Source organism: Streptomyces soli (assembly GCF_003999195.1).
GTDB classification, from domain to species: domain Bacteria; phylum Actinomycetota; class Actinomycetes; order Streptomycetales; family Streptomycetaceae; genus Actinacidiphila; species Actinacidiphila soli.
This window is the reverse complement of record NZ_RJVR01000181.1, coordinates 1-20511: the sequence shown is the minus strand read 5'-3', so window position 1 is coordinate 20511 and position 20511 is coordinate 1. Positions and strand designations below refer to the sequence as shown.

Sequence of the window (20511 nt, the reverse complement as noted above, 5' to 3'; positions counted from 1 at the left end):
CGTCAGCCGCCGAGCTTCGCGAGGGCGGCGTCGATGCGGGCCAGGGTGCGCTCGCGGCCGAGTACCTCGAGGGACTCGAAGAGCGGCAGGCCGACGGTGCGGCCTGTGACGGCGACGCGGACCGGGGCCTGGGCCTTGCCGAGCTTGAGGCCGTGGGCCTCGCCGGCGGCCAGGACGGCCTCCTTGAGCGACTCCGCGTTCCAGTCTGCGGCGGCGAGGTTCTCCCGGGCCGTGCGGAGCAGGTCCGCGGCGCCCTCCTTCATCGCCTTCTGCCAGGAGGCCTCGTCCTCGACCGGCTCGGGCAGGAAGAGGAAGTCGACGTTGGCCGTGATGTCGGACAGCACCGTCAGGCGGGTCTGGGCGTGCGGGGCGATGGCCTCCCACCCCGCCTGGTCGAAGTCCTCGGGCGCCCAGGGGGCGTGCGGGGGCTTGAGCCAGGGGTCGCAGGCCTCGATGAAGGCCTTGAGGTCGAGCCGGCGGATGTGGTCGGCGTTGATCGCCTCGGCCTTCTTGAGGTCGAAGCGGGCCGGGTTGGCGTTGACGTCCTTGATGTCGAACGCGGCGACCATCTCGTCCATCGTGAAGATGTCCTGGTCGGCGGAGAACGACCAGCCCAGCAAGGCGAGATAGTTCAGCAGACCGTGGGGCAGGAAGCCGCGCTCGCGGTAGAGGTTGAGCGAGGACTGCGGGTCGCGCTTGGACAGCTTCTTGTTGCCCTCGCCCATGACGTACGGCAGGTGGCCGAACTCGGGCACCCGCCCGTTGCCGACGCCGATCTCGGCGAGGGCCGCGTACAGGGCGATCTGGCGCGGGGTGGAGGACAGCAGGTCCTCGCCGCGCAGCACGTGGGTGATCTCCATGAGCGCGTCGTCGACCGGGTTGACCAGGGTGTAGAGGGGGGCGCCGTTGGCCCGGACGATGCCGTAGTCGGGCACGTTGTCGGGGGTGAAGGTCAGCTCGCCACGCACCAGGTCGGTGAAGGTGATCGGCTCGTCGGGCATCCGGAAGCGGACGATGGAGGTGCGGCCCTCGGCCTCGTACGCGCCGATCTGCTCGGGGGTGAGGTCCCGGCAGTGGCCGTCGTAGCCGGACGGACGGCCGGCGGCGCGGGCGGCGTCGCGGCGGGCGTCGAGCTCCTCGGTGGTGCAGTAGCACTTGTAGGCGTGGCCGGCGTCCTGGAGCTTGCGGGCGACGTCCGCGTAGATGTCCATACGCTGCGACTGGCGGTACGGCGCGTGGGGGCCGCCGACCTCGGGGCCCTCGTCCCAGTCGAGGCCGAGCCAGCGCATCGCGTCGAGGAGCTGGTTGTACGACTCCTCGGTGTCGCGGGCCGCGTCGGTGTCCTCGATGCGGAAGACCAGGGTGCCCTTGTGGTGGCGGGCGAAGGCCCAGTTGAACAGGGCGGTGCGCACCATGCCCACGTGGGGGTTGCCGGTCGGCGAGGGACAGAAACGTACGCGTACGGGGGAACCGGGGGAAACTGCTGCGCTAGCCACGCTTGATCACCTTGTTGGTGAGAGTGCCGATGCCTTCGATGGTGACGGCGACCTCGTCGCCGACGTTGAGCGGTCCGACCCCGGCCGGGGTACCGGTGAGAATGACGTCACCCGGGAGCAGGGTCATCGCCTCGGTGATGTTGACGATCAGGTCCTCGATGGAGTTGATCATCTGGCTGGTGCGGCCGGCCTGCCGCAGCTCGCCGTTGACGGTCGCGGTGATCGCCAGGTCCGAGGGGTCCACGCCGGTCTCGATCCAGGGGCCGAGCGGGCAGGAGGAGTCGAAGCCCTTGGCCCGTGCCCACTGCTTCTCGGCCCGCTGGGTGTCGCGGGCGGTGACGTCGTTGCCGCAGGTGTAGCCGAGGATGACGTCCTTGACGCGTTCGCGCGGGACCTCGCGGCACATGCGGCCGATGACCACGGCCAGCTCGGCCTCGTGGTGCACCTCGCTGGAGAACGTGGGGTACACGATCGGGTCGCCCGGGCCGACCACGGATGTGGACGGCTTGAAGAACGCCCAGGGCGAGGGCGGCACCTCGTTGCCCAGCTCCGCGGCGTGCTCGGCGTAGTTGCGGCCGATGGCCACGACCTTGCTTGGCAGTACGGGCGGCAGCAGCCGGACCTTGCTCAGCGGGACCTTCGTACCGGAGAGCTCGAATTCGGCGAACGGGACGCCCTTGATGATGTCGAGGACGAGGCCGTCGGGCACGGAGTCCGTGCCCTCGACCGCGCCGAAGGCGACATTGCCGTCGATGGAGAACCTGGCGATGCGCACGCTTTCCCTCACTGGGGTGACCGGAGATGGAAGCCCCAGCCTATTTGACGCGGGCGCGCGAGCCGGCGAACCTGCGGCGGCTCAGCCCTGACCCGGCAGGTTGACGAGCGTCGTACGGCGGGGGTTCGCCGTCTGCTGAGGCAGTGGACGTACCTCCACCGCTTCCGCGTCCGTGGCCGGCTCGGCCTCGAGCAGCGGCTCCGCGTCCTTCAGGTGGGCCAGGGTGGTGCGGCGCGGGTTGGCTATGGGACGCATCAGCATGGTCGTCTTCATGGGCCGGTCTGAACCTCGGGTATTCAGGGCGCACTATCGCGCCGATTGACGGCTTGCAACACGGTGTAAAGCGATCAGGTTAGTGGCGCCCATTCCCACCACTCGGCGCCCAAGACGACCGACGGGCTGTGATATTCCTCACCAGGACATGGACAAATCAACCGAGTCGGACAGTGGATCAAGGTCATCCAATCCGGCATCCGGGACTTTAGTGGATTCTTCACCCACGAGAGGTGGCGAAGGGGCCCTCGAACCCCCCTCGCGACTCGCGGGAATAACGTCCGAATTAGCCGACTATCCCCGGTAGCGTCACCGACAACGGGTGACCCGTCCAATGCGCTGAGTCACACATTCCGTTCAATCTGGCTCGAGCCTTGTTGCAGGATCAGGCACTGTGCTGGAATTCCCCGGACCGCCGCATCATCCGGCGCGCAGGGGGCGCGTTCGGCCACCCAGCGGCGGCGAACAGGGCACCCGCCGGGGAGGGTGGGGCTCCCGAACTCGACACCGTCCTGCCGCCCGCGCGGGGGACGCCTGGTCCAGAGGTTGCGACGCTAGTGCAGGGACGTTTCAAGAGGGATGACGGCGCTGCGGGCGGCGACCCGGAGCAGCGCGGTGGGACCGATCACGGCCCATCGCCGCGCCGGACGAACGAAACCGCAGAAGCCGGGACCACGGGCGCGCAACCCAGCGCGGGCCCGCTCCGCGGCACGGGTACGGGCCCCAAGCACAGCTCGCGCATCGCCATGCGCAACTGGCGCATCAGCACCCGTCTGGTGTCGCTGCTCGCGCTGCCGGTCGTCGCGGCGACGTCTCTGGGTGCCCTGCGCATCCAGAACTCGCTGGACAACGTCACCCAGCTCGGCAATGTGCAGACGCTGACCGATCTCACCGAGCAGGCGACCAAGCTGGCCGCCGCGATGCAGGAAGAGCGCGACAGCTCTGCCGGACCGCTGAGCGGCCAGAACCGCAACCCCAAGAACGACGCGGTCATCTCCACGCAGGAGGCGACCGATCGGGCGAAGACTGCCTTCATCGCCGCCAGCAACAAGGGCATCCCACAGGACCTCACCGGTGTGAGCGCCTCGCTGGTCGCGATCGACAAGCAGCTCGGTACGCTCAAGGACATCCGCGCGACCGCCTACACCGACCCGAACTACATCTCGCAGACGGTCGCCCAGTACGACGACCTGATCACCCAGCTGCTCAACCTCTCCTCCGAGATGGCCCAGGCTTCCGGCAACTCGGAAATGATCCAGAGCACCCGCGCGCTGGCCGCCTTCTCGGCGGCCAAGGAGTACGACTCCATCCAGCGCGCCGTGATCAGTGCCGCCCTCGCCAACGGCAACAACCTCCAGCCCAACGACTGGCGCTACCTCAACGACGTCAACTCGGCCGAGGCGACCGCGCTCAACCAGTTCCGGCAGATCTACGGCGACGCCGCCTACACGGACCTGATGTCGCCCCTGGACCCCGCGAAGAACAACACGATCAAGGCCGTCGACGACCAGCAGGACCGCGTCGCGGCGACCGAAGTGGGCATCAAGAACATCGACGGCTCCTACCTGGACTGGGACGACAACGCCCGGACCAAGCTGGAGACGATGCAGAAGATCGAAGCCCAGCTGCTCAACGACATGACCCAGCAGGGTCTGAAGCTGCAGAACGCGGCCTCGCAGGAGGCGTACCTCAACGGCGCCATCATCCTGCTGGTGCTGGGCATCTCGGTCGTCGGCGCCTTTGTGGTGGCCCGCTCCATGATCCGCTCGCTGCGCCGGCTGCAGGAAGGTGCGCTGGACGTCGCGCAGAAGCGGCTGCCCGAGCTGGTCAAGCACCTGTCGGAGTCCGATCCGCAGGACGTGGACACCTCGGTCGAGTCGATCGGTATCACCAGCCGCGACGAGATCGGCCAGGTGGCCCGCGCCTTCGACGAGGTCCACCGTGAGGCGGTCCGACTGGCCGCCGAGCAGGCGCTGCTGCGAGGCAACGTCAACGCGATGTTCACCAACCTCTCGCGCCGCAGCCAGGGCCTCATCCAGCGCCAGCTGAGCCTGATCTCCGAGCTCGAGTCCCGCGAGGCCGACCCGGACCAGCTGTCCTCGCTCTTCAAGCTGGACCACCTCGCGACCCGTATGCGCCGGAACGGTGAAAACCTCCTGGTCCTCGCCGGCGAGGAGCCGGGCCGCCGCTGGACGCGGCCGGTCCCGCTGGTCGACGTGCTTCGCGCCGCGGCCTCCGAGGTGGAGCAGTACGAGCGCATCGAGCTGACCTCGGTGCCCGGCGCCGAGGTCACCGGCCGCATCGTCAACGACCTCGTCCACCTGCTCGCCGAGCTGCTGGAGAACGCCACGTCGTTCTCCTCCCCGCAGACCAAGGTGCGAGTCACCGGTCACGCGCTGCCCGACGGCCGCGTACTGATCGAGATCCACGACACCGGCATCGGCCTGTCCCCGGAGGACCTGGCCGACATCAACGAGCGGCTGGCCAACCCGCCGACGGTGGACGTCTCCGTCTCCCGCCGCATGGGCCTGTTCGTGGTCGGCCGGCTGTCCCTGCGCCACGGCATCCGGATCCAGCTCCGCCCGTCCGACTCCGGCGGCACCACGGCGCTCGTCATGCTGCCGGTGGACGTCACGCAGGGTGGCGGCAAGACCAAGCCCGGTACGGCCGGCCGTGGTCAGCAGCCCGGCATGCCCGGTGGTTCCGGTGGCCCGGTCGCCGCGGGTATGGGCGCCGGTCCCGGCAACGGCCAGGTCGGCCGTCCGCCGCAGCGCGGTCAGGTGCCGGCTTCCGAGCCGCGCCCCGCTCTCAACTCCGGCCCGGGAGGCCCCGGTTCGCCGCAGGGCCGTCCTGCGGGGTCCCGTCCGGCGCCCGGCCCCGGCGGTTCCGGTGGGCGGCACGCTCCGCAGCGTACGAACCCGAGCTGGGCGGACTCCGGCCAGGACAACGGCCGCACCGCACCCCAGCAGCCCCAGCGCGGCGGCAACGCCCCGCAGCCGGTGTCGGCCGCGGCCGACCGGGCGCGTGGTCACGAGGACGTCGAGTCCACACAGGCCTTCGAGCGCCCGGACTTCGACAGCCTTCCGCACACGCCCCCTGCCTACGGCGGGGGTACCACCGGCCCGCAGACGCGCGGTCCGGGCAGCGGCCCGCGTCCGGCTCCCGTGCCCGCGCCCGCTTCGGCGGCGCAGTCGGGTCCGGCCCCGCTCCCGGACTTCGGCACCATCCCGCAGGGCCGGCCGCAGCAGGGCGGTCAGGGCCAGGGCGGCTTCACCCGCAGCGATGTGTTCCAGCAGCCGGGCAGCGGCGGCCGTCCGGCCCCCGCCCCGATGCCGCAGGCGCCGACTCCGGCCCCAGCCCCTGCCCCGCAGCAGCAGCAGCGGCCCCAGCCGAACCGTGGCGTGGAGCCCCAACTGCCGCCCGTGGCGGAGCCGATGGCCCTGCCGCCGGCGCCGATGCGCGGTGACGAGCGCAGCCCGATATTCGAGGCGCTGGAGTCGGACTGGTTCCGCAGCGGCCGGGTCGAGCGGATGCAGCAGGTACACGTGGAGAGCGGCCCGATCGCCCCCGCGCCCCAGCTGGGGGCACCTCCCAGCCGCCAGGCTGGGGGACAGCCGGCCGCCCCGGCGCAGAGCCGGCAGCGACCCCAGCAGTCCCGGCCCCAGCAGGCGCCGCCGCAGCGGACCCGCGCTGAGCAGCCGCCGCAGCCCCAGCCGACGCAGCAGGCTCAGCCCCAGCAGCACACCCAGCCGCTGCAGCGCCCCGGTACTTCGGCACCGCAGTACCAGAACCAGAATCAGAGCCACAACGGTCAGCCGAACAACCAGCAGCATTACCAGCCCACGCAGCCCCCGCGCCGCGAGACCCCGGCCTGGCGTCCTACGCCGAACGACGAGGTCTGGCAGCGCGCCGAGCAGGTCCGCGAACCGTCGGCCGGCGGGATCACCCCGTCCGGTCTGCCGCGCCGCGTGCCGCGTGCCAACCTGGTCCCGGGGGGCGCCGCTCCCCAGCAGGCCCCCCAGGGTGGTCCGCAGGTCTCGCGGGCGCCCGACGACGTGCGCGGACGCCTCACCAACCTCCGACGCGGTATCCAGCAAGGACGTCAGGCCACACCTGGCCCCGGCGACCGTGCCCCCGATAGTCAGTGGGGCGGCAACACTCACCAGCAGGAGCGTTAGTTGAGCACCATGAGCCAGGCGGCACAGAATCTGAACTGGTTGATCACGAACTTCGTGGACAACACCCCCGGGGTGTCCCACACCGTCGTGGTCTCCGCCGACGGCCTGCTGCTGGCGATGTCCGAGGGCTTCCCCCGTGACCGCGCCGACCAGCTGGCCGCCGTCGCCTCCGGTCTGACCTCGCTGACCGCGGGGGCCTCGCGGATCTTCGAGGGCGGCAGCGTCAACCAGACCGTGGTCGAGATGGAGCGCGGCTTCCTTCTCCTGATGTCCGTCTCCGACGGTTCCTCGCTGGCCGTGCTCGCACACCCGGAGTGCGACATCGGCCTCGTGGGCTACGAGATGGCCCTGCTCGTCGACCGGGCGGGCGCCGTTCTCACCCCCGACCTGCGCGCAGAACTGCAAGGCAGCCTGATGGGCTGAGCAAGCCTGACGTACCACCAGCACGTACTGCCCGACGATTCGCGACCGCTTCCGCTCGATCCGGAGGACCCTGATGACACCGCCGCCCGCCTCGCCCGGCCCGTACGGCGCGCCCCACCATGCGCCGTACGGGGGCGAAGGCGACCAGCCGCTGGTGCGGCCGTACGCCATGACCGGTGGCCGCACCCGGCCGCGCTACCAGCTCGCCATCGAGGCGCTGGTCAGCACTTCCGCCGACCCGGGTGCGTACCAAGGGCTGCTCCCCGAGCACCAGCGCATCTGCCATCTGTGCCGCGAGCTCAAGTCGGTCGCGGAGATCTCGGCGCTGCTGGCAATTCCGCTCGGCGTGGCCCGGATTCTGGTGGCCGACCTGGCGGAGGCCGGAATGGTCTCCATCCACCAGCCGAGCAGCAGCGAGGCCGGCGGACAGCCCGATGTGACCTTGCTCGAAAGGGTGCTCAGTGGACTTCGCAAGCTCTAGGCCCGGGCAGCAGGCGGCGTACGGTGGTCCGCCTGCGGCTCGTTCCACCACCTCGGCCAAGATCGTGGTGGCGGGCGGCTTCGGCGTGGGCAAGACCACGTTCGTGGGCGCGGTCTCGGAGATCAGCCCGCTGCGCACGGAGGCCGTGATGACCTCCGCGTCGGCCGGGATCGACGACCTGAGCCATGTCGCGGACAAGACCACCACCACGGTGGCCATGGACTTCGGCCGTATCACGCTGGACGACGACCTGATCCTGTACCTGTTCGGTACGCCGGGTCAGGACCGTTTCTGGTTCATGTGGGACGACCTGGTGCGCGGTGCCATCGGCGCCGTGGTGCTGGTCGACACCCGCCGTCTCGCCGACTGCTTTCCGGCGGTCGACTACTTCGAGAACAGCGGCCTGCCGTTCGTCATCGCCCTCAACGGCTTCGACGGACACCAGCCCTATCGTCCGGAGGAGGTGCGCGAGGCCCTGCAGATCGGTCCCGACGCCCCGATCATCACCACGGACGCCCGGCACCGTGCCGAGGCGAAGAGCGCGTTGATCACGCTCGTGGAGCACGCGCTGCTCGCTCGCCTCAAGTAAGCACTCCAGTTTGCCAGTTGTGGCACGGACCGGCTGTGTCTTTTGACACGGCCGGTCCTTGTGTTCATAACGTTTCGACAGAGAATCAACCCGGCCATGAACACAAGCTGCGCCCGGTCGGTTTCACAGAGCACTTATCGCTGCTCAATTTGCCATTGCTTTACCCTTATGCCCGTTTTGCAAAGCGCGATTTCCGCACGTGGGACTTCCTGTACGAGGTTTGTAGAGCACCCCCATGACGTGCTGGAATTCGTGGAACCCGACAGTAGTAACGGCCCCATCAGTGCCGTCGCCGAGAGGTTGTTGGTCGAGTGAGGAACACAAGGCGAGCAGAGCCGGGCCCCGCGGACCATCCGCGCGGCAACTTCACCCCGCCTGCGCGATACGGGACGACGGCCCCTGCCGCAGCGTCCGAGCCGGTCAGTGAGGCGCCGGGCGATCCGGGCAGCCGCTTTGCCATGCGCAACTGGCGGGTGGCCACGCGCCTGAACGCCATCCTCCTCATCCCCGTGCTCGTCGCCCTGGTCTTCGGCGGCTTCCGTGTACAGAGCTCGGTGCAGACCTGGCAACTGGCCGATGACGCGGTCCGTACGGCCGAGGTGGTCCGCACAGCGGCCACGTACGGCAACGCGCTGAACAACGAGCGCGACCTCACCGTGGTTCCCCTGCTGCAGGGCGACACCAAGAACACGACGGTGACCCAGGTCCGCGCGGCGACCGACGCAGCCAAGGTGACCTTCGACAAGGCCGTCGCGCAGATGCCGAACACCGCCAGCCTCAAGCGCCGTATCCAGGCCGTCCGGGACGGTGAGAAGAAGCTGGCCCCGCTGCGGGCCGTCGCCTTCACCAACAAGGTGTCCGGCGTACAGACCGAAGAGGGTTACGTCGCCGTCCAGCACCCTCTGATGGAGCTGGCCAACGAACTCGGCTTCGGCACCACGAACATCGCCGCCTACGGCCGCACCCTCTACGCCATCTCGCTCACCCAGGCCGCCGAGTCGCTGACCCGCGCGATCGGCACGCACCTCCTGGTCGAGGACCGCAGCAAGCTCTCCAAGGTTGAACTCGGCACCCAGCTGACCTCCTTCGCCTCGTACGCCTATCTGCAGCAGATCGCGATCCAGGAGTACCAGGGCGGCGGCACCCCCGCCGACCTGCAGCGGCTGACGACCGAAGAGGCCGCGGCCACGAAGAAGGGCACCGCGCAGGCCAAGCAGGCCGCCGAGCAGGCCGCCGCCGCGGGCCAGACCTTCGTCGCCCCGCCGAGCATCACGAAGATGATCACGCTCATCGCCTCCGGCGCATCGCCCAGCGCCCTCAAGGCCCAGGGCGTCACCGCCGAGTCCTGGTTCGCCGCCTCGACCCTCGGCTTCGACGCCTACCGCAACATCCAGAAGGACCTGGCCGACGCGGCCTACAACGACTCGCAGGACATCGCGAACAGCGCCCGCACCGACGCCATCGTCAACTCGGCCGTCGTGCTGGTCGCGCTGATCATCGCCTTCATCGTGGCCGCCATGATGGCCCGCTCGATGAGCAACAGCATGCGCCGCCTGCGCAACGCCGCCTTCGACATCGCCGAACAGCGCCTGCCCGCACTGGTCGACCAGCTCTCGCGTACGGAGCCCGGCCGGGTCGACACCCGCATCCAGGCCATCCCGATCAACTCCCAGGACGAGATCGGCGAGGTCGCCCGCGCCTTCGACCAGGTGCACCGCGAGGCCGTCCGGCTCGCCGCCGAGCAGGCTCTGCTGCGGGGCAACGTCAACGCGATCTTCACCAACCTCTCGCGTCGTAACCAGGGCCTCATCCAGCGCCAGCTCACCCTGATCACCGAGCTGGAGAACAACGAGGCGGACCCGGACCAGCTCGAGAACCTCTTCAAGATGGACCACCTCGCCACCCGCATGCGGCGCAACGGCGAGAACCTCCTGGTCCTCGCCGGCGAGGAGCCCGGTCGCCGCTGGAACCAGCCGGTCCCGCTGGTCGACGTGCTCCGCGCGGCGGCCTCCGAGGTGGAGAGCTACGAGCGCATCGAACTGGTCGGCATTCCGGAGACCGAGATCCACGGCACAGCCGTGACCGACATGGTCCACCTGCTGGCCGAGCTGCTGGAGAACGCCACCACCTTCTCCTCCCCGCAGACCAAGGTCCGGGTCACCGCGACCCGGCTGCCCGACGGCCGGGTAATGGTCGAGATCCACGACAAGGGCATCGGCCTCACCGCCGAGGACTTCGCGGACATCAACCACAAGCTGGCCGACCCGCCGACCGTGGACGCCTCGATCTCCAAGCGCATGGGCCTGTTCGTGGTCGGCCGCCTCGCCGACCGGCACGACATCCGCGTCCAGCTCCGCCCCTCCGGCGAGCAGGCCGGCACCACCTCGCTGGTCATGCTCCCCGAGCCGATCACCCACGGTGGCGGCGGCGAGGAGGTCGGCTTCCCCGAGGGCGAGGACGACTTCACGGTCTCCCAGATCGTCCCCCAGCACGACTCGACGCAGGAGTTCGCCTCCTACGGGCCGACCGCCGCCGAGCTCGGCTTCGACGACTCCCGCTACGACGCCATCCAGGTACCGGACGACGCCCGTGCCCTGGACCCCGTGGGCCGCTCCCTGATGCGCGAGGAGCGCCGCGCCCAGCTGGAGGCCGCCACCGGCGAGCGCGAGCCGGAGGAGCCCCCGTACGGCCAGTCGTTCGACCAGCCCTACGAGCCGCAGGCCCACGCCTCGGGCGGCTACGAGGGTAACGGCTTCAGCGAGCACTCCTACAGCGAGCAGCCGTACGCCGCCCCGCAAGCCTACGAGGAGCCCGCGGCCGCCGCGTACCAGGACGACTGGCCGCAGCCGACACCGCAGGTCCAGCAGCCGTACGCCGACCCGCAGCCCCAGCCCCAGCCGCAGACCCAGCCCTACGAGTCCAACGGCTACGGCTACCAGGAGCAGCCGCGGGGGGAGACGCCGCAGCAGCCCTACCAGCCGCAGGCCGCTGATTCCTCCCCCAGCGCCCCCTTTGGGGCCCCGGAGAGCATAGGCTTCGAGCGACCGGGACCCACCTCGAGCGTGTCCAACTCGCTGACCGACGCCGGCCTGCCGCGTCGTGACCGCAGCGGCTGGACGCAGCCCGAGGAGGCGACGACGGCCGTCCCGGCGCAGGTGCAGGACGACACCTCGGCGTGGCGTTCGACGAACGACCAGAACTGGCAGCGGGCCGAACAGGCCCGTGAGCCCAAGGCCGGCGGGGTCACCCCCTCCGGCCTGCCCCGGCGGGTCCCCAAGGCCAACCTGGTCCCGGGCACCGCCCAGCAGACTCCGCAGAGCGGCCCCCAGGTCTCTCGTAACCCGGAGGACGTCCGTGGCCGGCTGAGCAATCTGCGGCGCGGCGTCCAGCAGGGACGCACTGCGGGAACTGACACGAACGGCCAGGGCTTCGGCCCCAATCACCAGGAGCGTTAGTTGAGTCCGATGAGCCAGGCGGCACAGAACCTGAACTGGTTGATCACCAACTTTGTGGACAACACCCCCGGGGTGTCCCACACGGTTGTGGTCTCTGCCGACGGCCTGCTTCTCGCGATGTCCGAGGGCTTCCCGAGGGACCGGGCCGACCAGCTCGCCGCGGTCGCCTCGGGCCTGACCTCGCTGACCGCCGGCGCCTCCCGCATCTTCGAGGGCGGCAGCGTCAACCAGACAGTCGTGGAGATGGAACGTGGCTTCCTCTTCATCATGTCCGTCTCCGACGGTTCGTCACTGGCCGTGCTCGCACACCCCGAGTGCGACATCGGCCTCGTGGGCTACGAGATGGCTCTGCTCGTCGACCGGGCAGGGTCCGTACTCACCCCCGATCTGCGCGCTGAATTGCAGGGCAGCCTGCTCAACTAACGGACAGGCATGCGGACGTGTCTGAGTACCCATAGGGTGCTCAGACGCGTCGACCCAGCTGGAGGAGGAACCGTGGCAACGCCCCCAGGCGGAGATGAGTACGGCAACCCGCAACAGCAGCCGCCCTACAAGCGGTTCAACTTCCCCTCGGCTCCCAGCCAGGAGTCCGTCCCCGGTGCTCCTGGTGCCCAGCCACGCCAGCCACAACACCGGCAGCCGAGAATCCAGCCGTATCAGCCTCCGCAGGCCCCGCCTCCGCAGTCGACTCCTCCCACCTCACGGGTCGGGTCGTCCCGGGCGGGCCGCCCCACACCGCTCGGTTCCGACCAGCAGCCGCTGGTACGGCCGTACGCCATGACCGGTGGCCGGACCCGGCCGCGCTACCAGCTCGCCATCGAGGCACTGGTCAGCACCACGGCCGAACCGGTGCAACTGCGGGGGCAGTTGCCGGAGCACCAGCGGATCTGCATCCTCTGCCGGGAGATCAAGTCGGTCGCGGAGATCTCCGCGCTCCTCTCCATCCCCCTCGGCGTTGCCCGAATCCTCGTCGCCGACCTGGCCGAGGCCGGCCTCGTCACTATCCACCAGCCCGGTGGCGACGAAGCCTCGGGCGGCCAGCCAGACGTGACACTGCTCGAAAGGGTGCTCAGTGGACTTCGCAAGCTCTAGCGGTCCTCCAGCTCGCTCAACCACCTCCGCGAAGATTGTGGTGGCGGGCGGCTTCGGCGTGGGCAAGACCACGTTCGTCGGTGCCGTATCGGAGATCAACCCGCTGCGCACCGAAGCCGTGATGACGTCGGCGTCTGCCGGTATCGACGACCTGACGCACGCGCCGGACAAGACCACGACCACCGTGGCCATGGACTTCGGCCGTATCACGCTCGACGAGGACCTGATCCTCTACCTGTTCGGTACCCCGGGCCAGGACCGTTTCTGGTTCATGTGGGACGACCTGGTGCGTGGCGCGATCGGCGCGGTCGTGCTCGTAGACACCCGGCGGCTCGCCGACTGCTTCCCGGCTGTCGACTACTTCGAGAACAGCGGCCTGCCGTTCGTCATCGCCCTCAACGGCTTCGACGGCCAGCAGCCCTACAAGCCCGAAGAGGTCCGCGAGGCCCTGCAGATCGGGCCCGAGGCGCCGATCATCATCACCGACGCCCGCCACCGCGGCGAGGCGAAGAGCGCGCTGATCACGCTGGTCGAGCACGCGCTGATGGCGCGGCTGCGCTAGCGCCCCGGCGGTACGACGCGAAAGGCCCCGCACACCGTGTGCGGGGCCTTCGCGCTGCTGTGGTGATGGTCAGCTGCGCCAGCTGTGCGGGGCGGCGAAGCCGGACTGCCGCTCCAGCCGACGCCAGCCGGCCACGGAGCGCGGCTTGACGTAGTCCTCGGTGTCCTGGCCGGTCGCCGCCGCGCGGGCCAGCAGGACGGCGGTCAGGGCCGCCAGCTCCTCGTCGCTGGCCTGGCCCTTCTCGACACGGACGAACGTGCTGTCAGTAGGGGTGCTCACAGTGGTCGTTCTCCCTTACTGGGGCGGGTTGCCGTGCTTGCGCGACGGCAGGTCGGCGTGCTTGGTGCGCAGCATCGCGAGCGAGCGGATGAGGACCTCTCGGGTCTCCGCCGGGTCGATCACGTCATCCACCAGGCCGCGCTCAGCGGCGTAGTAAGGGTGCATGAGCTCGCTCTTGTATTCCTTGACCATCGCGATCCGCATGGCGTCGGGGTCGTCGGCCTCGGCGATCTGCTTGCGGAAAATGACGTTGGCGGCGCCCTCGGCGCCCATCACCGCGATCTCGTTGGTGGGCCAGGCGTAGGTGAGGTCGGCACCGATGGACTGGCTGTCCATGACGATGTACGCACCTCCGTAGGCCTTCCGCAGGATCAGCGAGATCCGGGGCACGGTGGCGTTGCAGTACGCGTACAGCAGCTTGGCGCCGTGCCGGATGATGCCACCGTGCTCCTGGTCGACGCCCGGAAGGAAGCCGGGGACGTCCAGAAGAGTGACGAGCGGGATGTTGAAGGCGTCGCACATCTGCACGAAGCGGGCGGCCTTCTCGCTGGCCTCGATGTCGAGAACACCGGCGAGTGAGGCGGGCTGGTTGGCGATGATGCCGACGACCTGGCCGTCGAGGCGGGCCAGGGCGACGATGATGTTGGTCGCCCAGCGCTCGTGGATCTCCAGGTAGTCGGCGTCGTCGACGAGCTCCTCGATCACCTTGTGCATGTCGTAGGAGCGGTTGCCGTCCGCCGGGACCAGGTCCAGCAGCACGTCGCCGCGCCGGTCGGCGGGGTCGGACGTGGGGGCGGCGGGCGGGTTCTCCCGGTTGTTCTGCGGGAGCATCGACAGCAGGTAGCGGACCTCTTCGATGCAGGTCTGCTCGTCGTCGTACGCGAAGTGCGAGACGCCGGAGACCTCGGAGTGGACGTCGGCGCCGCCGAGGCCGTTCTGGGAGATCTTCTCGCCGGTGACGGCCTGGACGACGTCCGGACCGGTGATGAACATCTGCGAGGTCTCGCGGACCATGAAGACGAAGTCGGTCAGCGCCGGGCTGTAGGCCGCGCCGCCCGCGCATGGGCCGAGCATCACGCTGATCTGCGGGATGACACCGGAGGCGCGGGTGTTGCGCTGGAAGATGCCCCCGTAGCCGGCGAGCGCGGAGACGCCCTCCTGGATACGGGCGCCGGCGCCGTCGTTGAGCGAGACCAGGGGGGCACCGGCCGAGATGGCCATGTCCATGATCTTGTGGATCTTGGTGGCGTGGGCCTCGCCCAGCGCGCCGCCGAAGATCCGGAAGTCGTGTGCGTATACGAAGACGGTGCGGCCGTGGACGGTGCCCCAGCCGGTGATCACTCCGTCGGTGTACGGCTTCTTCGCCTCCAGGCCGAAGCCGGTGGCGCGGTGCCGGCGCAGCGGCTCGACCTCGTTGAACGAACCCTCGTCGATGAGCAGGTCGATACGCTCACGAGCCGTCAGCTTGCCCTTGGCCTTCTGGGCCTCGGTGGCACGGTCGCTGGGTCCACGCCGGACCTGCTCGCGGATGGCGTGCAGTTCTGCCACCCGGCCACGGGCGTCGTTCGCCTCGGCTGCGGGCTCGGCCGGCACTTCGTCCAAAACGGTCATGACATCGACCTTACGAGCGATGCGCCTCAAAAATCGGCGTCGACTCCGCACAGACTCCGACCCCACTTCATGGAGCATCTGGACAGAACCAACACAAGAAAGGCCCCGCGCGACGGGCGTGGGGCCGATTCTTTGTATCGTTCGTCCTACTGGGCGTTACCTCCCGGCAACAGCCGCGGCAAGTGCGAGGACACGGCGAGCGTCCTCCACATGGAGGTTCTCGATCATCTTTCCGTCGACCGTGACGACGCCCCGGCCCTCCGCCTGGGCCTCCTCGAAGGCGGCGATGATGCGGCCGGCCTTGTCGACTTCCTCCTCCGACGGCGCGAAGGCGTTGTTGCAGATCTCCACCTGCTTGGGGTGGATCAGTGTCTTGCCGTCGAAGCCGAACTGCCGGCCCTGTACGCACTCCGCCTCGAAGCCGGTCAGGTCGGTGACGTCGTTGTAGACCCCGTCCAGGATCACCTTCCCGTTCGCCCGGGCGGCCAGGAGGGCGAGGGACAGCCCGGTGAGCAGCGGGGCCCGGCCCGGGACGTGCTCGGCGTGCAGCTCCTTGGCGAGGTCGTTGGTGCCCATGACCAGGACGGTGAGCCGCCGGCTGGCCGCCGCGATCGCGCGGGCGTCCAGCATGGCCTGCGGGGTCTCCACCATGGCCCAGATCGCGGTACGGTCCGGGGCTCCGGCGGCTTCGAGGGCGCGCTCGACGGCGTGCACCGTCTCCGGCGAGTCCACCTTGGGGACCACCACGGCGTCCGGCCCGGCCTCGGCGGCGGCCCGCAGGTCATCGTCGTGCCAGGGGGTGCCGGGGGAGTTCACCCGGATGGTCACCTCGCGGTAGCCGTACTCGCCGGAGGCGGCCGCGGCCGCGACGCGCTTGCGGGCGTCGCCCTTGGCGTCGGGGGCGACGGAGTCCTCCAGGTCGAGGATCAGCGCGTCGGTGGGGATGGTCTTGGCCTTCTCCAGGGCGCGCTCGTTGGCGCCGGGCATGTAGAGCACGGACCGGCGGGGCCGGAGGATGGCGTTGGCGTCGGTCATGTCAGCTCTGCTCCTTGTACGCGGCTTCGTACGCCTCGGCCAGCTCGGGGTCGCGGGCGGAAAGTGCGTCCGCCAGCTCGGCGACCACCCGGCACTGCTTGAAGGTGGCGTCGTCCTGCATCTTGCCGTCGATCATCACCGCGCCGGTGCCGTCGCCCATGGCGTCGATCACCCTGCGGGCCCACGCGACCTCGGCGGGGTCCGGCGAGAAGACCTTCTTGGCGATGTCGATCTGCACCGGGTGCAGGCTCCAGGCGCCCACGCACCCCAGGAGGAAGGCGTTGCGGAACTGGTCCTCGCAGGCCAGGGTGTCCTTGATGTCCCCGAAGGGGCCGTAGTAGGGCAGGATCCCGTGGGCGGCGCAGGCATCGACCATCCGGGCGATCGTGTAGTGCCACAGGTCCTGCTGGTAGGTCAGCCGCGGCAGTTCCATATCGGGGTCCTTGGGGTCCTCGCGGACCAGGTAGCCCGGGTGCCCGCCGCCGACGCGGGTGGTCTTCATACGCCGGCTGGCCGCGAGGTCGGCGGGGCCGAGGGAGATTCCCTGCATGCGGGGGCTGGCCCCGGCGATCTCCTCGACGTTCACCACTCCCCCGGCTGTCTCCAGGATCGCGTGGACCAGGATGGGGCGGTCGATGCGGGCCTTCGCCTCGAGCTGGGCGAGGAGCCGGTCCACGTAGTGGATGTCCTCGGCGCCCTCCACCTTGGGCACCATCACGACGTCCAGCTTGTCCCCGATCTCGGTGACCAGCGTCAGCAGGTCGTCCAGCGCCCACGGCGAGTCCAGGCTGTTGATCCGCGTCCACAGCTGCGTCTCGCCGAAGTCGGTGGCCTTGGCGATCCGCACCAGGCCCTCGCGCGCGGCCTCCTTGCGGTCGGCCGAGACGGCGTCCTCCAGATTACCGAGCAGGACGTCCACCTTCGCCGCGATGGAGGGGACCTTCGCCGCCATCTTCTCGTTGCTCGGGTCGAAGAAGTGGATCATCCGCGACGGCCGGAACGGCACCTCGCGTACGGGGTCCGGAGCCCCCACGGCCAGTGGTCGGAAGAAGTCCTTCGCGGAACGCATGCGATCTCCCAGGTCGGTTCGAGGGTGGGGAGCGTACGGCCGACACTTTATGGCCGCCGGGTCGATTACGTTACTGGTCGGTACGTGTGCTGTTGGTCACCGACGCTTCCTTCGGTACGGTCACTGTCATGTCTGCCGCGATGGCCTGACGTACTACCCCGTGAACCTCCCCGGCCTGGCCGGGGCTTCTGTCTTGCGCTGACTGGTTAGGCGGCGTGGACGGGTGTCCGGCCAGCACCCGCGAGGGTGGTGGTGCCGGCTGTCTGGTCAGTGCTGTCCCGTGGTGCAGGGACGACAGCTACGCCCGCGGTCGTGCCGCGGGTGGCCCGGTTCTGGGCGCTACGCCGTGCTTCCCTGCATGCTTCCCAGCCGGCGCGTCCGAGGACGTCCTGGTGGTAGGCGTGCAGTGTCCGCTGGAGCGGACTCCAGCCGGGTTGGGCTCGGCGATACATGACCTCCACGCGGAGGTCGGGGTCCGGACGGAATCGCCCGTCGTTGACGGCAAGCGTCTGAATGTTGACGCCGCCCACTGCGTCCCGGTGCAGCCGGAAACCGCAGGTGGTGTTCCTGCAGACGTACTCGCGCCCGCGGACCTTCGTGCGGTGGTTACACACCGGACAGGTCTGGGAGGAGTACGCCTCGTTGATGTGCTCGAGTACCAGTCCGGTCTTGTACTGCAGGAAGTCTTCCTGCCGGCCGCGGGACCACTGCGACAGCTGCTGCCGCGTCGAGCGTGAAGCCCGCCGCTTCTTGTTGGCGTTCCGCTCGATGCCGCCCACGTCCCCCGCGACCAGACGCACCCCGACGATCGTGTCCGGGCCGGATACCTCCCGGCGGTGCTTCGTCCACGTGGCATGGATCCCGCGGGTGAACTTCTCAGCTTTCGCGGTGACCTGGTGGTCGAAGTCGTGCAGGCGACGCTCCGTCTTCGCCTCCACTTTCTTCTTCGCCGCGAGCAGCCTGCGGTGTTTGCGGGAGCCGTTCTTGCAGCGGGCCATCCGAGAGGTGAGTTTCGCGACCGTCTTGTTCCGCTGACGCTTGGCTGCGCGCCCAGCGCGGCCGTTGATGACCAGCACCGACATGCTGCCGTCAGGCAGAGGCGCGGCGAGCGTCATCGGGTTGATGACGCCTTCGTCGATCGCCACCGTCACCGTCGGCCGGTCGGCCGCCGGTCCAGGGAGTGCGTCACCCGGGGTGGAGTACGCAATATGCAGCGCCCAGGACCTGGCGTTCCGGTCCCAGCACAGGCGGATCTCGCCCCAGGACGCGGGGCCCACCGGCCTGCCGTCGCGTGAGGTGACCTGCGGCAGCGCCAGCACAATCCGGTCGCGGCCCCGGCCCAGCGACAGGGCCAGTCGGCCCTTCGGCGTGACACGCCACCCGAAGCCGGCGCTGAGCGACAACGGGCGGTACTGCTTCTCCCGCCACGGTGCCCTGGCCTTCAAACCCTGTGCACGGTTCGCCCGGGAGGTCGCGACGGCGTCCCACACGTCGTACGCCACCGCCTGCGCCGTATGCGCGTGGAACGGCCTCTGGTCAGAGCGCAGTGAGGTGACGAACCGTCGTACGTCCTCCTTACCCGGCTGGGCACCCTCGGTCCATTCACCACGTAGCCACGACACCGTCTGGTTCCACAGGCCGGCCGCAGCGTGGCACGCCTCATGCGCCCGCACGTGATCCGTGCGGCTGAGCCAAACCGGCACAACTGCCGTCCGCCCAACCAGGCCTGCGTCCTTCCGGGCCTGCATCGACGCCAGGCGCGCAGCAACGGCCGGCGGAACAACCCGGGCTCCAGCGGCAACGACGTCCTCGACGTCCTCCGACACTGCCCCCCCACATCCCGCCCCGACAGTCCTGGCAAAGCCACAACCCGCAACCGCCAACACAGCCCACAAGTCAGAGTGATCGCAGGTCAGCGCCACATTGAAAGACTACAACCCAACACTGACAAACCGACACCACAACGGGACCGACCAGACGGAGAAGCGACCTCCGCCGCTACGGCTCCGTGTCACGGATGAGCCAACCCGGGCGTGAACGCCCGGGCTTGCGCTCAAGAAGTCCGGTCAAAGGCGTCGCAGGTGTCAGCGCGGCCAGCGCCGAGGTCACCGAGACCGGACTGGCCCACGACCGCACCTTCATGGTCGTGGACGAGGCCGACGGCTCCTTCCGCGGCAGCGCGACCCGACGCCCACACCGAGGACCGCTTCCGCCACATGACGCTCGGCACGGCACGGCTGGGCTACTCGGTGCGCCCAGAGCCGATCCGTACGCTGGCCTGCTACCGGCAGGAGCCGGAGTACGACGGAAAGGTGAGCTTCGCGACCAAGGCGACGGTGCTGCGGGCCAGCACGATCGCAGTGGGCGACGAGGTGCGCGTTCAGGTCTGGGAGGACGGCGTCCAGCGGTAGGTCAGCTGGGGGAGGTTCTCCATGTTGGCGCTGCCGTCATTGGTCTCGGTGACGGTGAAGCCGTGGCTTTCGTAGAAGGCGCGGGCATCGGTGTTCTGCCGGAACACGTGCAGGGACAGCCCGTCCGGGCTGTGCCGCTTGACCCCGTCCAGCAGCAGCGTGCCGATGCCCTGGCGGCGGGCGTCCGGGAGCAGATAGAGCTGGTCGAGCAGCTCGCCGTCCTCCAGCGCCGCGAAGCCGAGGGCCTGCCTGTCCCGCTCGGCGAGCCAGACGCGGCACTCCTTGAGCACGATGTTCTCCACCCACCAATGCACTTCGGCGTCACTGCGCTTGCGGGGCGGGAGGTACGGCATGGTCGCCTCCCGCGAGGTGATGTGGATGCGGGCGATGGCAGGCGCGTCGGCGGGGGTCGCCGGCCGTATGTGGGGCGTCGTCGTCACGTCACGAACGTATGGCAGCATGCGCGGGTGAGCGAACGAATAGGAGGCCGCGCGGATAGGTGGGGTGGAGGAAGGAGCGTGTCGAGGGCCGAGTCTGGCAAGGCGGTGGGGGCACTCCCCCAGCCTTCGGCCGGGGGGACCCCCACCCAGCCGCCAGGCTGGGGGACGTCGTCGACCGACGACAACGCCGCCAGGCGAGAGCCATCGGCACGCGACGCCGCCCCACCTATTCGCGCGGCCTCTAAGCTTGATCTTTAAGGTTGCTGCTGTGCTCCGTCGCGCTTGAGTGTGTCCTTTTTATTGCGTTTCTTGCCGACTGGGTGGCGGGGTGCGGGGATGGAG

At 69.4% G+C, this 20511-nt stretch carries 18 protein-coding genes and 1 pseudogene; 10 read left to right on the top strand and 9 right to left on the bottom strand.

Annotation, left to right across the window (positions count from 1 at the left end):
• Positions 1-2 precede the first annotated feature (2 nt).
• From gltX to EFK10_RS16390, 3 genes are all read right to left on the bottom strand, one after another.
• The gene (gene gltX / locus EFK10_RS16400; protein ID WP_127356434.1) at positions 3-1496 is read right to left on the bottom strand and encodes a glutamate--tRNA ligase; all 1494 of its coding nucleotides are present in this window, start codon (positions 1494-1496) and stop codon (positions 3-5) included.
• On the bottom strand, positions 1489-2271 hold the full coding sequence (locus tag EFK10_RS16395; protein WP_127356433.1) for a fumarylacetoacetate hydrolase family protein: 783 nt from the start codon (positions 2269-2271) through the stop codon (positions 1489-1491). The genes gltX and EFK10_RS16395 overlap by 8 nt, the downstream gene beginning before the upstream one ends.
• A gap of 81 nt (positions 2272-2352) precedes the next feature.
• Positions 2353-2544: a hypothetical protein gene (locus EFK10_RS16390; RefSeq protein ID WP_127356432.1), complete on the bottom strand. Its 192-nt coding sequence runs from the start codon at positions 2542-2544 to the stop codon at positions 2353-2355.
• Between the two features lie 557 nt (positions 2545-3101).
• Between EFK10_RS16390 and EFK10_RS16385 the strand changes: the two genes are divergently transcribed.
• From EFK10_RS16385 to EFK10_RS16350, 8 genes are all read left to right on the top strand, one after another.
• Positions 3102-6722: a sensor histidine kinase gene (locus EFK10_RS16385; RefSeq protein WP_127356431.1), complete on the top strand. Its 3621-nt coding sequence runs from the start codon at positions 3102-3104 to the stop codon at positions 6720-6722.
• 9 nt (positions 6723-6731) lie between these two features.
• Positions 6732-7145 (top strand): roadblock/LC7 domain-containing protein, encoded by a 414-nt coding sequence (locus EFK10_RS16380; protein ID WP_018562063.1) that lies wholly within the window; start codon positions 6732-6734, stop codon positions 7143-7145.
• Positions 7146-7218: 73 nt separating this feature from the next.
• Positions 7219-7626, top strand: a complete 408-nt coding sequence (locus EFK10_RS16375) for a DUF742 domain-containing protein (protein WP_127356429.1) — start codon at positions 7219-7221, stop codon at positions 7624-7626.
• Complete coding sequence (locus EFK10_RS16370; protein WP_127356428.1) at positions 7607-8215, top strand: GTP-binding protein; 609 nt, start codon at positions 7607-7609, stop codon at positions 8213-8215. Before EFK10_RS16375 ends, EFK10_RS16370 begins: the two co-directional genes overlap by 20 nt.
• Before the next feature lie 458 nt (positions 8216-8673).
• The gene (locus EFK10_RS16365) at positions 8674-11670 is read left to right on the top strand and encodes a sensor histidine kinase (protein ID WP_240677253.1); all 2997 of its coding nucleotides are present in this window, start codon (positions 8674-8676) and stop codon (positions 11668-11670) included.
• A 9-nt stretch (positions 11671-11679) separates the two neighbouring features.
• Entirely contained in the window at positions 11680-12093 is a 414-nt protein-coding gene (locus tag EFK10_RS16360) for a roadblock/LC7 domain-containing protein (protein WP_098749732.1), read from the top strand.
• Positions 12094-12165: 72 nt separating this feature from the next.
• A complete protein-coding gene (locus tag EFK10_RS16355) occupies positions 12166-12762 on the top strand; it encodes a DUF742 domain-containing protein (RefSeq protein WP_127356426.1) in 597 nt (198 codons plus the stop codon).
• Complete coding sequence (locus EFK10_RS16350) at positions 12743-13324, top strand: GTP-binding protein (protein WP_127356425.1); 582 nt, start codon at positions 12743-12745, stop codon at positions 13322-13324. Before EFK10_RS16355 ends, EFK10_RS16350 begins: the two co-directional genes overlap by 20 nt.
• A gap of 69 nt (positions 13325-13393) precedes the next feature.
• Here EFK10_RS16350 and EFK10_RS16345 read toward each other — a convergent pair whose 3' ends face one another.
• The 5 genes from EFK10_RS16345 to EFK10_RS16325 all read right to left on the bottom strand — a co-directional run bounded on the left by EFK10_RS16345 (position 13394) and on the right by EFK10_RS16325 (position 18940).
• Entirely contained in the window at positions 13394-13603 is a 210-nt protein-coding gene (locus tag EFK10_RS16345; RefSeq protein WP_127356424.1) for an acyl-CoA carboxylase epsilon subunit, read from the bottom strand.
• A gap of 15 nt (positions 13604-13618) precedes the next feature.
• Entirely contained in the window at positions 13619-15214 is a 1596-nt protein-coding gene (locus EFK10_RS16340) for an acyl-CoA carboxylase subunit beta (RefSeq protein WP_127356423.1), read from the bottom strand.
• 156 nt (positions 15215-15370) lie between these two features.
• The gene (locus EFK10_RS16335) at positions 15371-16249 is read right to left on the bottom strand and encodes an HpcH/HpaI aldolase/citrate lyase family protein (protein ID WP_127356422.1); all 879 of its coding nucleotides are present in this window, start codon (positions 16247-16249) and stop codon (positions 15371-15373) included.
• Between the two features lies 1 nt (position 16250).
• Complete coding sequence (locus EFK10_RS16330) at positions 16251-17318, bottom strand: HpcH/HpaI aldolase/citrate lyase family protein (protein ID WP_127356421.1); 1068 nt, start codon at positions 17316-17318, stop codon at positions 16251-16253.
• A 206-nt stretch (positions 17319-17524) separates the two neighbouring features.
• Positions 17525-18940, bottom strand: coding sequence for a zinc ribbon domain-containing protein (locus tag EFK10_RS16325; protein ID WP_164836021.1), 1416 nt, complete (start codon positions 18938-18940; stop codon positions 17525-17527).
• 395 nt (positions 18941-19335) lie between these two features.
• Between EFK10_RS16325 and EFK10_RS52090 the strand changes: the two are divergent.
• Positions 19336-19440 (top strand): annotated as a pseudogene (locus EFK10_RS52090) (hypothetical protein); the annotation flags it as partial.
• A 94-nt stretch (positions 19441-19534) separates the two neighbouring features.
• A complete protein-coding gene (locus EFK10_RS16315) occupies positions 19535-19729 on the top strand; it encodes a hypothetical protein (RefSeq protein ID WP_206305471.1) in 195 nt (64 codons plus the stop codon).
• Here EFK10_RS16315 and EFK10_RS16310 read toward each other — a convergent pair.
• Entirely contained in the window at positions 19699-20169 is a 471-nt protein-coding gene (locus tag EFK10_RS16310) for a GNAT family N-acetyltransferase (protein WP_240677252.1), read from the bottom strand. The two genes, EFK10_RS16315 and EFK10_RS16310, sit on opposite strands and share 31 nt — an antisense overlap.
• Positions 20170-20511: the final 342 nt, after the last annotated feature.